This is a genomic window from Mesorhizobium muleiense (assembly GCF_900099905.1).
GTDB lineage: Bacteria > Pseudomonadota > Alphaproteobacteria > Rhizobiales > Rhizobiaceae > Mesorhizobium > Mesorhizobium muleiense.
Window position 1 is genome coordinate 772,200 of record NZ_FNEE01000001.1, and the last position, 11,910, is coordinate 784,109.

The window sequence follows — 11,910 nt, forward strand, 5'->3', positions numbered from 1 at the left end:
AGATCGGGCGTGGATTGTTCCGGGCCCGATCAAATCAGCGCTCGGGCAGTTCAGGCCCTCGATATCCCAGCCAGGGGCGAGCCCGACTGATCCAGCCCGACTGATCCTTTTATAGCAAGCAGCCTCGTCGCTTAACGGTGGCACCGCTCATCCCGGAGAGTAACCATGGTGCTCCCGGTTAGAGGCCGAAAGCTTCCAGTGAGAACTCGCCACTGCTTTCGTCTAGTTGAATGACCTTCACCTGCATCTTTGTCGGAGCGCATTCCTTAATTGATCTCGGTTTGGCATTCTTGTCCTTCGCGATAGCGATGATCACCTTTACCCACCCGTCGCAGTGATCGAGCGCCCACCTGAGGTTTTCCATCAGCTCGTAGTGGCCACGACTGGTTTTGCTGTCAGCCCAAATAGGCCCGCGCTCGTAAACAAGACGACCGTCTGGCGATTTTTTGAACTCGTCCTGCCAAAGGGTAACCGCAACGGTCTTGGTCCCCTCATTTCGAGCCGACCAACTCCACTGCACGTTAACCGGAGCTGTACCGAAATGCGCAAAGGCCGCAGTGTGCGTGTATTTCTTCGGCATGTGTCTCTCCTACCGTCATCGCGAGGTAAGCACCATCGCTCAGGCCCCACAAGCCCCCAGTCGACAGCCCACCAGGTATTGCGACAGGAAGCATGGCCAAGCACCTGCGGTCGGTTGTCGCCGAGCAATACCGCGGCATCTAAAGCGTCGTATGGCGATGCCGGTTGGTCCGATCGCGGTCCGGTGGCCGGTTTCCGAGGTTCGCGCCGAGGTGAAGCAATGGGCGGACACATCGGAGGACAGGGGCGTCTGCGAATGGCCGCTTCAACCAAATGCCCACCCACAGCGTCGGTCGGCATTCGGCCCATTGCGGACACCACTCGACTGGTCGTCTCCGGCGCTCCCTCCGGTATCCGGCCCGGACGGCAGATCCGACCCAAAAGCGGTTGTCCAGCCTCGGGCACCAACCTCAGATTTTCCCCACTGCTTACTCCGCCGCCACCAGCCTTGGCGCCGATGAGACCCGGCCGGCCCGATCGTCCTCGGTAGCTTCCCACCAGTCGCCCAAGGCGTCGATGAGCGGCACAAGCTTGCGACCCGCTGCGGTGAGATCATAGTCGACGCGTAGCGGATAGCCGGCATGCGCCGTTCGCCGCACGATCCCGGCTTCCTCCAGCTTGCGCAGTTCCAGCGCCAGAATGCGGTGCGACACGGTCGGGTTGTCACGCCTCAGGTCGCTGAAGCGCTTGGTCCCGTCCTTCAGATAGTAGAGCAGCAAGGTCGGCCAGCGACCGCTGAGCACACGCATGGCCTCTTCGATCGGGCAGCTTGAGACGACATCTTTCATGGCGGATCCTGGTTACAAAATAGTGCGTAATTTACATGGGACGACCAGCGTTTAGGGTCAAGCTTCGCTGCGCAGCGTGATCCCTGAACATGGAAGAGGACAAAGAAATGGAACCTATCCTCCTTTACGGTGTCCCGGCAGGAAGTTCGATGGGGCTCGTCGCTGCTTTTGAACGCTTCGCACAGCCCTACCGCCTGTGCCGCGTCGACATGCTCACTGAAATGAAGAACGACGCCTATGCCCGCATCAACGGCCGTCAGGAAACGCCGGTGATGATCACCGACGACGGCAGAGTGCTCACCGAGACCATGGCGATTGCCGCTTGGCTCGAAGCCCGCGACACGCAACGTCGCATCAGCTTCGACCCGCGCTCGCCGGAAGCCGACCGGATGCATCAGCTGATGGCTTTCGTGAACACCGGTTTCACCGCCGCTTTCACCCCGCTCTGGGCTGCCTATGAAATGGAATCGGCCGAACCGGCCCTGCTGGCGACCTTGCGTGACTTCGGCCGCCAGGCCGTTGCCGAACGCCACGACCGGCTTGAGGCGATGATCGGCGACACCGACTTTCTGGTCGGCGACCGCCTGACGTTGGCCGATAGCACGTTGATCGGCGTGGCACGTTGGGCGGAGTTCCACCAGGCGGTCGACGGCGCCGCCTATCCCAGGCTGGCAGCGCTGCGCCGTCGGATCGAAAGCAATCCGGACGTGCGGTACGCGCAGGCCATCGAGGACGGCGAAACGCCGGCGGGTTCGGGTGCCTGCCTTGGCCACGTTCCGCTGGCCGAGGTGATTGAACGATTTGGTGCCTAATGCATGTCGCGCAAAAGTGTGCGGCGGTTTTGCGATAACGACATGCATAAACAAACAACCTAAAGCGCGTCGCAATGAATCCATTCAGCCGCGACGCGCTTTAGCACACGCCAGCGGCGCGGCACGAACACGGCCTGTGCCGCGCCGCGCATGCTCAATCCCACCCGATTCGCGACAAGCACATCGAATTCGGCTATCATGCCATCGCTCTTGAAGTGGCAGCTACGGGCGGCCATCCTGGCGGTGGCCGCCCCCTGAATACGGGAGAATGGGTATGGCCAGCTTTCATGTCATGTCGGATGCGCGTGGGATGCACGTGCAGCCCAGGGTGCGCCGCATCACCACGGCGGACCTGATCGATGTGCTGCGGCTCGGCGTCGAGGATTTTTGGGCAAAGCCATCGCATTACGTCTTCCTGTGCCTGATCTATCCCGTGGTCGGATTGATCCTGGCGCAGTGGACGACATCCGGCGCCTACGCCATCCAGCTCCTTTACCCGCTGATGTCCGGCTTCGCCCTGCTTGGACCGTTCGCCGCGATCGGCCTCTACGAGATCAGCCGCCGCCGCGAGCTCGGCATGGACACGTCCTGGTGGCACGCGCTCGAGGTGCGCCACTCGCCGGCGCTGCCGGCGATCGCGGTCATCGGCATCATGCTGGTGGCACTGTTCCTGCTCTGGCTGTTCACCGCGCAATCGATCTACTCCAGCCTGTTCGGCGCTCAGCCGCCGGCCTCGATCGGTGGCTTTGTCCGCGAGGTGCTGACAACGCCCAAAGGCTGGACGCTGATCCTGCTCGGCAATGCGGCCGGCTTCGTCTTCGCCGCGATCGTGCTGGCGACGACGGTCGTCGCTTTCCCGCTGCTGCTCGACCGCGATGTCGGCGTGGTCTCGGCGATCGAGACATCGGCACGGGCAGTGATGACAAACCCGCTGCAGATGGCGCTGTGGGGCCTGATGGTCGCCGTGCTGCTGGTCATCGGCTCGATCCCGCTGTTTGCCGGGCTCGCCGTCGTCATGCCCGTGCTTGGCCATGCGACCTGGCATCTCTATCGCAGGCTGGTCGAACCGGAGCGGGCGCAGCCGGACCGGCGGCCGATGTAGGCGGAAGTGGCGTTTGGCGCCGCTACGGGCGCATCTCCGGATGGCGGTAGGGGCACTCACCATGTCCATTCCACCGCAAGAGCATGATTGCGAGCCTGTGCGCCAGGGTCGACAATTGGCGAAAGTGGCGACGTTGCCAATCTCCCCCTGTGCGGGGGAGATGCCCGGCGGCAGAGGGGGGTGCTGTCCCGCCGGCCTATCAGACAATCGCATCAACGCCACAGGCCGGTCTCCAGTTGGAAATGGATTCCACAAAAAGTCGGCGATCCTTCCCACCCCCCTCTGGCCTGCCGGCCATCTCCCCCGCAAGGGGGGAGATCGGCAGCTTCGGCGAAGTCATCCTTCAGCCGACGATGCGCAGGTTCGACAATTCGTTGGCGATTTCCCTAAAATTGTCCGACAGCGTCGCCCCGGTCGCGTTCCAGAACAGCTTGGCCGGCTTGGTCGGATCGGTGGGATCCTTGCGGAAGCGCGAGTCCGAGGAGCAGGCCTTCAGCGCGTCGAGTGCTTTCTTGTCGCCGGCATCGGTGGTCGACAGGTCGAGCGCAACGGTCATGACGAGGACGTTCGAATTCTTCGCGTTGCCGCAAAGGGTCTGCATCTGCTCGTCCAGCGCGGCGGTGTAGTTGGCGCCGGTGTAGGTCGTCTTGCCGATGTCGGTGCTTGTGTTCATGAACAGGCGCGTCACGCTTCCAGACCCCGGATATGTCAGGCCGGTGTAACCGTAAGCGGCGTAGGTCGACCTGTTATTGGCATAGCCGCTGTCGCTGACGGCGCTGTAGGTATTGGCGCCGTCGGTCAGCACGATGACCACCTTGTCGTTGCCTCTTTCAGTGTTCGGCCGGCCCTCGGTGAAAGGTTCGTTGCTCGACACCGTCCGCCAGCCCCAGGCAAGGCCTTCCGGCACGTTGGTGTTGCCGTTCGGCGCCATGGCGTCGATGGCGTTGTCGATCTCCTCTTTCTGGGCAAGCTGGGTCACGTCTTTGAGCGGTGTGATCGGGTTGGTCGTGCAGGACGAATTCGGACCGTCGCCCGAGGCAGCCGACTTCGAGCCGTAAGGCTTGACCAGGAAATATTTGCGCATGTCCGACTGCCGCTGCGAAGCGGTTGGGCTGTCCGTGTAAGGCCAGTCGGCCCACCAGTTGTTGCCGTAACCATAGTTCAGATAGATCACGTCGTTAGCGCCGTCGCGGTTGAAATCGAGCCAGAGGGTGCCGGCCTCGTCGGGCGCAAACATCGGCACGAACAGTGTGGCAGGCGCGGCGGTGCTCGGCGTCGTGTCGTCGTTGTTATAGGGGTACGGCCTCGCCTCCACGCAACCCTGCCAGCTCGCATAGCGGCTGGTGGTGTAGATATATTCCGGGGTGGTCCAGTGGCCGCTCCAGCAAGTGCCGTTTCTCCTGTAGTGATCGCAGATATACTGCTTGCTGTTTGGCACTTCTTCACGACCGGATTCGACCGTCATGTCGGCGAAGAGGCTGAAACGGGTCAGTGGTTGATCCTCGGTATCGTCCCAGCCGGTGCCGCGTTTGTACCAGACGCCATTGAGCTTTTCGGCGTATTTGTTCGGATCTTCGGCGGCGGTCATCTTCGTCCAGTCGAAATCCTCGTGCTGGATCGGGGAGATGCCGTCCTGGTCCATCCAGCTATCCAGGTCATGGGTGGGACCGACATTGACCGAAGCAGCGAACGGCACGAGGGAGAACTGCACCGGTTTGCTGACCTGCTTCATCTGCTGTGCCTGCAGCGCCAGCGTATCGACAAGCTGCTTGGCGGCAGTCTTCAGCAGGTCTATTCGCCTCGCGCCGGTGCCGGAACCGAGTTCGTTCATCGAGCCGGAATTGTCGAGCACCAAAGCGACTTCCAGCGTGTTCTTGAGGCGGATTTCCGAGCACTCCGTGAAAGTTGTAGCGCCGCTGGTGGTCCAGCCGCCCAGCATGGCGGCGGCCGGCAGAAAATAGGGGTGATAGGTCAGGGCGCTGCAGAGCTTCAACGTGCCGCCACCCGCACTGTTGTTGGGCAGGGTGACGGTAAGCGACGTGTTGGCCGGATCGACGGGGCCGAGATTGGTTTCGAAGAAAGTCTTGGCGTAGGCCCTGGCGGCGTCGTCGGTTGCGCCGGAGACGACCTGCTGAGCCGTGGCGAGGCCGGCGGCGTCCAAAGCGTTCAAAGTGGCGTGCTTCTGGCGCAGCAGTTCCGAGTAATCGACGCTGAGCGCCACTCCGCCCATCAGTGGCACCATCGTGATGACCGTCATCAGCGTATAGTTGCCACGCCGGTCCCTACCGAATTTTCGGATCATTGTCTTCAGCCCCTCGCCAAAACCCCTAGTCGGCGAAAGATGCCATCAATCCTTAAATTTCAGATTGCTGAAAAACATCCAAGATCGGCTTGCTTTTTCAAGGCTCGTTAACCACACCGCCGATGCCGGCATTGCTGCGCGCGGCTGGATTGGCCGCCGAAGCCTTCAGAATGGGAGGAAGCCTCGGCAAAGAGCGGCTTGCGCGCTTGCCTTCTTCAGTGCCAAGGCGATCCTGAAAATGGGCAATCCTGAAACCAGGGCAATTCTGAAAAATGTGAAAGCTGGTGACAGGGTCAAGTGCTTCGGTTAATGCGAACCTGCCGCGGCGGACGTCGGCGGCGACGCTCGCAACCATCATGATTTGGGAAACGATATGGCGGACTCGCCCGATATCATCGGCTCGCTCGCGGATTTGTCGGGAGCCTATTGTGCCATCCTGTGCGACGTCTGGGGTGTGGTCCACAATGGCGAACGGCATTTTCCGGCCGCGGCTCTGGCGCTGGCCACGGCGCGCGAGGCGAAGATACCTGTCGTGCTGATCACCAATTCGCCGCGCCGCAGCGCCGATGTGGTGGCGCAGATGAATGCGATCGGCGTTCCCTCTGACGCCTATGACCGCGTCGTCACCTCCGGCGACGTGACCCGCGACCTGATCATGGAAGGCCCGCGAAAAATCTTCCACATTGGCGCCGATCGCGATTTCACGCTCTATGACGGGCTTGATGTCGAGTTGGTCGAGGAGTTCGAGGCGTCCGGCGTGGTCTGCACCGGGCTGTTCGACGACGAGGTCGAGAAGCCGGAGGACTACGCCGATCTTCTGCGGCGGCTGCGCGCCAGGAACCTGCCCTTCATCTGCGCCAATCCCGATATCGTGGTCGAGCGCGGCGAGCGGATGATCTGGTGCGCCGGGGCCCTGGCCCGCGACTATGCCCAGCTCGGCGGGCGCACGCTGATCGCCGGAAAACCTTATGCCCCGGTCTATGACGTGGCGATGAAGGAGATCGCCGACCTGCTCGGCCGCCCGGTCGGGCGCTCGGACGTGCTGGCTATCGGCGACGGCATGATGACCGACATCAAGGGTGCTGCCGACAATGGCTTCGACGTGCTCTACGTGTCGGGCGGCATCCATGCCCGCGACTACGGCGATGCGCTACGACCGGATCCGGCCAGGCTGATCGCCTTTCTGGAAAGGCATGGCTACCGGCCGGTCGCGGTCATTCCGAGACTGCAGTAGGCTCGCTCGATGACGGAAGCCTCGAAATGACGCTAGCCCCGAAATGACGGAAGCCTTCGAACGCGTTTCTGCCATCTCGCCGCTGCCGGCCAATTTGCGGGGTGGCGTGGTGGCGATCGGCAATTTCGACGGTGTGCACCGCGGCCACCAGGCCGTGCTCGAACGCGCGCTGGCCGAGGCCCGCCGGCGCGGCGCGCCGGCGCTGGTGCTGACCTTCGAGCCGCATCCGAGAAAGGTGTTCCGGCCCGAGATTCCGCTGTTCGTGCTGACACCGCCGCCGATGAAGGCAATGCTGCTGTCGCATCTGGGCTTTGCCGCACTCGTCGAGCAGCCGTTCACGCGCGCCTTCGCCGCACTGTCGGCGGAAGCGTTCGTGACCGATGTGCTCGACAGCAATCTCGGCATCATCCACGCCGTGACCGGCTTCGACTTCCACTTCGGCAAGGACAGGCAAGGCGGACCGGCCTATCTGATGGCGGCCGGCGAACGCCACGGCTTCGGCGTCACCCTGGTTGACGCCTTTCGCGACGAAGGCGCCGAGGTGGTGTCGTCGAGCCGAATCCGGGCGCTGCTGTGCGAAGGGGCGGTGGCCGAGGCCGCGGGCCTGCTCGGCTACCGCTTCACGGTCGAGAGCGAGGTGATCGGCGGCCAGCGGCTTGGCCGGACGCTCGGCTTTCCAACCGCCAATATGAGGCTTTCGCCGGAAGCCACTCTGAAGGAAGGGATTTACGCCGTCCGCTTCCGCCGCGCCGACGGCACGCTTCATGATGGTGTTGCCAGCTTCGGCCGCCGCCCGACCGTCGACGACAACGGCACGCCGCTTCTGGAAACCTTCGTCTTCGACTTCGCCGGCGATCTCTACGGCGAGCTATGCGCGGTGTCCTTCTTCGGTTTCCTGCGCGCCGAGGTGAAGTTCGACGGGCTCGACGCGCTGGTCGCGCAGATGAAACGCGACGAGGCCGAGGCGAGGGCGCTGCTTGCCGGCGTCAGCCCGCTGTCCGAGCTCGACGCGGCCGTTGCTTTCTAAAGCATGATCCCGAAAAGTGGGAACCGGTTTTCGGACAAGATCATGCTAAAACAAAGCTTGATCCCGAAAAGTGGAACCGGTTTTCGAACAAGATCATGCTAAGACAAAGCATGATCCTGAAAAGTGGGAACCGGTTTTCGGAACAGATCATGCCAAACCAAGGACCTATTTTTTCAGCGCCAGGCCGACAGCAATGAAGGCCCAGCCCTGGAAGATCAGGTCGACGGCGAGAAACAGCCCCAGCACCCATACGCTGTTGACTGGCCAGCCCATGGCGATGACCAGCCCGGCCAGCGCGCTGATGACGCCGGCCGCAACCAGCCAGCCCCAACCTTTTTCCGGCCTGTGCCTGTACCCGACCCAGGCCCTGAGCACGCCTGATGCGAGAAGGGCGACCGCCAGCAGGAAGGTCAGCACCGCCGACGCCAGCAGCGGGTTGTAGAAGGCGAAGAACCCGGCGACGGCATAGAGAAGACCACTGAGCAGCCAGTAGAAAAACCGGGTCCATGTCTTCACACCGAAGGCATGCATGATCTCGATGATTCCGGCCATCAGCATCAGCCAGCCGACGACGTAGATCGAGGCGACAGTGGCGATGAACAGATTGCCGAAGGCGATGCCGCCGAGGATCAGCAGCAGAACGCCGAGCCCGACGAACCATCCCCATTTCGCCCGCGTCTGACCGATTGCATCTTTCAAGGCATCGCCGTGCAGTGTCATCGCCCTTCTCCCTCAGGTTACCTTTGCCGGCTTGGAAGGTAACGCTGACAGGCTTGCCGGTAAAGCGAGCAGGATGCGAGCGCCACACCCCGAGCGATCGCTTGCCAGACGTGGCTAGACCCGAAGCGGCCAAGTATCAGACGTAATATTCGACCATGTGCGGCGGCAGTGCTAAAGCATGACGAGCGGGTTCTGGACGACTGTCGTCCTCTTGTCTTCGCCATGGCGCAAACGAAAGCGGTGGCCCAGCGCTGGCTGTGACGCTTTATTGGATGACGTGAGGCTGCTGCTGTCGCCCGTTTTTATGCTTGATGAGGCTAGGGAAGCAAATGAGCGACGTGGACGAAAGCCTCGATCTGACGGAGATTAACGGAGTGCGCAGTTTGCTGACGTCAAAGCCACGACCGGTGGGCTGGGACGAACGCCGGGCACGGCTCGACGAGGTTGGTTCGGTCTGGCCGATTGCGGACGACGTCAGATGTGAGAATGCGGTTTTCGACGGCCTCGAGGGAGAGTGGTCGCTAACGCCTGAGAGTGACAGCGATAAGGTTCTGCTCTTCTTCCATGGTGGTGGCTACTGCTCCGGCTCGCTCAAAAGTCATCGTCGAATGGTGACCGAGGCAGGTCGAGCAATGGGAATGCGCACCCTCGCGATCGACTATCGACGCGCACCGGAACATCCTTTCCCTGCGCAACATGAAGACGCACTCACCGCATGGCGCTTTCTGAGTCGGCAAGGGATCGCGCCGGACCGCATCGTGGTTGGCGGCGACAGTGCGGGCGGCAACCTCACCCTGTGCCTGGTCAGTATATTGTGCGCGGCAGGGGAGCGGTTGCCGCGATGTCTTTGGCTGGTTTCGCCCTGGACGGACCTCTCGATGTCTGGCGCGACACTATCGACTAAGGACGCAATCGACCCTATCATCCACCGGGCGTATTTGGAGGAACTGGCCACCGCCTATGTTCCCCCTGGCTTTGGTCGGCGCGATCCCCTGATCTCGCCATTGTTTGCCGATCTGAGCGGATTTCCCCCAATGCTGATACAGGTCGGTTCGGCCGAGACGCTGTTGTCGGACGCAACTCGGCTCGCGCAAGCCGCTGGCGCGGCTGACGTCAAAGTACGTCTCGAAATTTGGCCGCATATGATTCACGCCTGGCCGGTTTGGAATGCAGGATTGAGTGCCGGTCGCCGCACTCTTCACAGCGCGGGAAGCTTTGTCCGCGGATTTTTGTAACTCTTGGGTGAGCAGCCTGGGTCACACGGCTATTGCCCAAAATCCAAAAAGCAGCCGAGACATTCCAGAGTGGGAAGCCCGTTGGCAGCTGCTAGCGCATTTTCAGAAACGCCGCCGATGTTTCGGACATTAAGCCAAATTTTACTGAACTGGCGCCATGGCTTGCGAAGGCTGGTTGTATCGCCAACCTGTTCGACTTATGGAGTAATGATGCGTTTTGTCCGAGCGAATCCGGTGGTTCTGGCCGCCTTCATACTTGGGGCCACCGGTGCCGCCGAAGCCGCCGATGGCGCCTTGGGCTGGCTGTCCGGCGACTGGTATCTGACAGTCGGCGCCACCGGCCTGGTCGCCCCCGATTTCGAAGGCAGCAAGGACTATATACTCAGCGCCCAGCCGATCATCTCGCTCGGCAAGGCCGGTCCTGCGGCCCGCTTCACCTCGCGCAACGACAACATCTCGCTGGGGTTGATCGACGAAGGCGGCTTCCGCGCCGGCCTGGCCGGAAAAATCCTGTTTTCGCGCGATGGCGACGACGCCGACGAGTTGAGAGGCCTCGACCCGGTGCGCTGGGGCGGCGAGGCCGGCGGCTTCTTCGAATTCTATCCTTTGGACTGGTTGCGCGCCCGCGCCGAATTGCGGCACGGCATTCGCGCCCATAACGGCTTCGTCGCCGACATCGCCGCCGACGCGTTCCACGATGTGACGCCGGAGGTCAGGATTTCCGGCGGGCCGCGCGTTTCGTTCGCCTCGTCGGACTATTTCGACGCCTATTACGGCGTCGACGCTGAGGAAGCCGTCGCGTCGGGCCTCAGCCGGTACCGACCCGGCGGTGGCGTGAAGTCGGCGGGCCTCGGCGGCGCGGTGACCTGGAAAGTCACCGAGCCGATGACGGCCAGCCTGTTCGCCGAATATTCGCGCCTGATGGGCCCGGCGGCCGATTCCAGCCTGGTCAAGGAGCGCGGCTCAAGGGATCAGTTCACGATCGGCGTTTCAACGACCTATCGCTTCGATTTCTCGATGTGAGCCTATCCCAGTAGTCGCGTATCGACCGGATGGGTCGTGGCGCTAACGATACGGATGCCGTCGCGGGCCAGCAAATCCGGATTGAGAAGATAGTTCCTTGTGAACGGGACAATTGCACAAGGGACTTCCATGACCGCCTGGGTGGCAGCAGCGACAAAGTTCGTCCCGAGCCGTTGTGTCATGGACAGATCGTCCTTCCAGTCATCGGGCAAACCGGGAGACATGATGGCAATGTCGTCCGGCATTTCGATCTCTACAAGCTGATAGGTCTGGGGCATGTCTTCCGCGTCGACATGCACAAGTATCTCGAGAAGTGCCGTGGCCGGGTGATCGGCGCAGTAGACAATTGGTGTCCCCATGACATGCCAACGGCCGCCGCTGACCAAACCGCCGACACCCAGCAGGTCGGCGTAGCCGGAAATGCGCCAGATCCGCATATGTCAGGCAAAGATGCCGTGGTCGATGCGATGGAGCTCTTCTTCCACCAGCGCTGCACCCGTTTCTGACTGCAAGAGGTTGATGGGTGTCTCGTCAAGCACCCTGCTGTGCTTGCGCAGCCAACGCTGCGCCTTTTCGTGATTGCCGAAAACCCGATCCGCCATCGCCGAAATCCGTTCAAGTCGCATAACGCGGTCGGACTCGGCGATCGTCAGTGTCTCGTTTCGCTCCTTGCGACGCGCCAATGTCCGTCGCGGGCCGACGATCTTGTAGATTTCGTCATTGCTGAAGCCGCGCTGGCGAAGTCCTTCGACCCTGGTGACATGAACGAGAAACCGTTCCGTTGCCGTGTCCGGGATACCTTTGATGTGCAAGCTGGACATATTTTAGCTTCGCTGCCATTTGCCCAAAGAAATAGGCGCAACTGGCCCATGAAGCAAGGAGGCCTCCGCGAGTTCGGGCTTTTCAATGGGGCCGGCCTCGTCTAAAAGCCCGTTCATGACGCAGTCTCCTCGCGCACTCGCGATTGCGATACGAATTACAAGCCCGGTGTTCCGGGCGGCCTGAGCGCCGCCGGAGCCGCCGGGAATTTTGCGCGCGGCCTCTCGCGCTTTTTCCAGATCATGATAGTTCAACGCCCGGGCTCTTTT

At 61.8% G+C, this 11,910-nt stretch carries 15 protein-coding genes; 6 read left to right on the top strand and 9 right to left on the bottom strand.

Going from position 1 to position 11,910, the window contains the following annotated elements; genetic code table 11:
• Nucleotides 1–178: 178 nt before the first annotated feature.
• Nucleotides 179–580 (bottom strand): hypothetical protein, encoded by a 402-nt coding sequence (locus BLT09_RS03715; RefSeq protein WP_091590700.1) that lies wholly within the window; start codon nt 578–580, stop codon nt 179–181.
• Nucleotides 581–1,007: 427 nt separating this feature from the next.
• The gene (locus BLT09_RS03720; RefSeq protein ID WP_091590701.1) at nt 1,008–1,367 is read right to left on the bottom strand and encodes a winged helix-turn-helix transcriptional regulator; all 360 of its coding nucleotides are present in this window, start codon (nt 1,365–1,367) and stop codon (nt 1,008–1,010) included.
• A gap of 107 nt (nt 1,368–1,474) precedes the next feature.
• Here BLT09_RS03720 and BLT09_RS03725 point away from each other — a divergent pair, with 107 nt between their 5' ends.
• Entirely contained in the window at nt 1,475–2,179 is a 705-nt protein-coding gene (locus BLT09_RS03725) for a glutathione S-transferase family protein (protein ID WP_091590889.1), read from the top strand.
• A gap of 59 nt (nt 2,180–2,238) precedes the next feature.
• Here the strand turns inward: BLT09_RS03725 and BLT09_RS34185 are convergent, their stop codons facing one another.
• On the bottom strand, nt 2,239–2,379 hold the full coding sequence (locus BLT09_RS34185) for a hypothetical protein (RefSeq protein WP_167366313.1): 141 nt from the start codon (nt 2,377–2,379) through the stop codon (nt 2,239–2,241).
• Nucleotides 2,380–2,453: 74 nt separating this feature from the next.
• On the opposite strand from BLT09_RS34185, the gene BLT09_RS03730 reads away from it, so the two are divergent.
• Nucleotides 2,454–3,281, top strand: coding sequence for a DUF2189 domain-containing protein (locus BLT09_RS03730; RefSeq protein WP_091590703.1), 828 nt, complete (start codon nt 2,454–2,456; stop codon nt 3,279–3,281).
• Nucleotides 3,282–3,624: 343 nt separating this feature from the next.
• Here the strand turns inward: BLT09_RS03730 and BLT09_RS03735 are convergent, their stop codons facing one another.
• Nucleotides 3,625–5,583, bottom strand: a complete 1,959-nt coding sequence (locus BLT09_RS03735; protein ID WP_091590705.1) for a TadE/TadG family type IV pilus assembly protein — start codon at nt 5,581–5,583, stop codon at nt 3,625–3,627.
• 97 nt (nt 5,584–5,680) lie between these two features.
• Nucleotides 5,681–5,941, bottom strand: a complete 261-nt coding sequence (locus BLT09_RS03740) for a hypothetical protein (protein ID WP_091590707.1) — start codon at nt 5,939–5,941, stop codon at nt 5,681–5,683.
• 15 nt (nt 5,942–5,956) lie between these two features.
• Between BLT09_RS03740 and BLT09_RS03745 the strand changes: the two genes are divergently transcribed.
• Complete coding sequence (locus BLT09_RS03745) at nt 5,957–6,817, top strand: TIGR01459 family HAD-type hydrolase (RefSeq protein WP_091590709.1); 861 nt, start codon at nt 5,957–5,959, stop codon at nt 6,815–6,817.
• A gap of 43 nt (nt 6,818–6,860) precedes the next feature.
• The gene (locus tag BLT09_RS03750; RefSeq protein ID WP_091590710.1) at nt 6,861–7,844 is read left to right on the top strand and encodes a bifunctional riboflavin kinase/FAD synthetase; all 984 of its coding nucleotides are present in this window, start codon (nt 6,861–6,863) and stop codon (nt 7,842–7,844) included.
• A gap of 165 nt (nt 7,845–8,009) precedes the next feature.
• Here BLT09_RS03750 and BLT09_RS03755 read toward each other — a convergent pair whose 3' ends face one another.
• Entirely contained in the window at nt 8,010–8,564 is a 555-nt protein-coding gene (locus BLT09_RS03755; protein WP_091590712.1) for an HdeD family acid-resistance protein, read from the bottom strand.
• A 329-nt stretch (nt 8,565–8,893) separates the two neighbouring features.
• Here BLT09_RS03755 and BLT09_RS03760 point away from each other — a divergent pair, with 329 nt between their 5' ends.
• Both BLT09_RS03760 and BLT09_RS03765 read left to right on the top strand, forming a co-directional pair.
• Nucleotides 8,894–9,799 carry an alpha/beta hydrolase gene (locus BLT09_RS03760; RefSeq protein ID WP_091590890.1) on the top strand — a complete coding sequence of 302 codons (906 nt, stop codon included), beginning with the start codon at nt 8,894–8,896 and terminating at the stop codon, nt 9,797–9,799.
• Nucleotides 9,800–10,009: 210 nt separating this feature from the next.
• On the top strand, nt 10,010–10,822 hold the full coding sequence (locus BLT09_RS03765; protein WP_091590892.1) for a MipA/OmpV family protein: 813 nt from the start codon (nt 10,010–10,012) through the stop codon (nt 10,820–10,822).
• A 2-nt stretch (nt 10,823–10,824) separates the two neighbouring features.
• Here BLT09_RS03765 and BLT09_RS03770 read toward each other — a convergent pair whose 3' ends face one another.
• Genes BLT09_RS03770 through BLT09_RS03780 form a run of 3 tightly spaced genes read right to left on the bottom strand, consistent with a single transcriptional unit; the run spans nt 10,825 to nt 11,895 of the window.
• Nucleotides 10,825–11,259 carry an RES family NAD+ phosphorylase gene (locus BLT09_RS03770; protein WP_091590714.1) on the bottom strand — a complete coding sequence of 145 codons (435 nt, stop codon included), beginning with the start codon at nt 11,257–11,259 and terminating at the stop codon, nt 10,825–10,827.
• 3 nt (nt 11,260–11,262) lie between these two features.
• Nucleotides 11,263–11,643 carry a type II RES/Xre toxin-antitoxin system antitoxin gene (parS, locus tag BLT09_RS03775; protein WP_091590715.1) on the bottom strand — a complete coding sequence of 127 codons (381 nt, stop codon included), beginning with the start codon at nt 11,641–11,643 and terminating at the stop codon, nt 11,263–11,265.
• Nucleotides 11,644–11,646: 3 nt separating this feature from the next.
• A complete protein-coding gene (locus tag BLT09_RS03780) occupies nt 11,647–11,895 on the bottom strand; it encodes a hypothetical protein (RefSeq protein WP_091590717.1) in 249 nt (82 codons plus the stop codon).
• Nucleotides 11,896–11,910 lie beyond the last annotated feature (15 nt).

Excerpts from the sequence above, each read along its gene's own strand:
- BLT09_RS03755 (WP_091590712.1), bottom strand. The coding sequence starts at position 8,564 with ATGACACTGCACGGCGATGCCTTGAAAGATGCAATCGGTCAGACGCGG.
- BLT09_RS03750 (WP_091590710.1), top strand. The coding sequence starts at position 6,861 with ATGACGGAAGCCTTCGAACGCGTTTCTGCCATCTCGCCGCTGCCGGCC.
- BLT09_RS03765 (WP_091590892.1), top strand. The coding sequence starts at position 10,010 with ATGCGTTTTGTCCGAGCGAATCCGGTGGTTCTGGCCGCCTTCATACTT.
- BLT09_RS03745 (WP_091590709.1), top strand. The coding sequence starts at position 5,957 with ATGGCGGACTCGCCCGATATCATCGGCTCGCTCGCGGATTTGTCGGGA.
- BLT09_RS03720 (WP_091590701.1), bottom strand. The coding sequence starts at position 1,367 with ATGAAAGATGTCGTCTCAAGCTGCCCGATCGAAGAGGCCATGCGTGTG.
- BLT09_RS03730 (WP_091590703.1), top strand. The coding sequence starts at position 2,454 with ATGGCCAGCTTTCATGTCATGTCGGATGCGCGTGGGATGCACGTGCAG.
- parS (WP_091590715.1), bottom strand. The coding sequence starts at position 11,643 with ATGTCCAGCTTGCACATCAAAGGTATCCCGGACACGGCAACGGAACGG.
- BLT09_RS34185 (WP_167366313.1), bottom strand. The coding sequence starts at position 2,379 with ATGATAGCCGAATTCGATGTGCTTGTCGCGAATCGGGTGGGATTGAGC.
- BLT09_RS03715 (WP_091590700.1), bottom strand. The coding sequence starts at position 580 with ATGCCGAAGAAATACACGCACACTGCGGCCTTTGCGCATTTCGGTACA.
- BLT09_RS03740 (WP_091590707.1), bottom strand. The coding sequence starts at position 5,941 with ATGATGGTTGCGAGCGTCGCCGCCGACGTCCGCCGCGGCAGGTTCGCA.
- BLT09_RS03760 (WP_091590890.1), top strand. The coding sequence starts at position 8,894 with ATGAGCGACGTGGACGAAAGCCTCGATCTGACGGAGATTAACGGAGTG.
- BLT09_RS03735 (WP_091590705.1), bottom strand. The coding sequence starts at position 5,583 with ATGATCCGAAAATTCGGTAGGGACCGGCGTGGCAACTATACGCTGATG.
- BLT09_RS03725 (WP_091590889.1), top strand. The coding sequence starts at position 1,475 with ATGGAACCTATCCTCCTTTACGGTGTCCCGGCAGGAAGTTCGATGGGG.
- BLT09_RS03770 (WP_091590714.1), bottom strand. The coding sequence starts at position 11,259 with ATGCGGATCTGGCGCATTTCCGGCTACGCCGACCTGCTGGGTGTCGGC.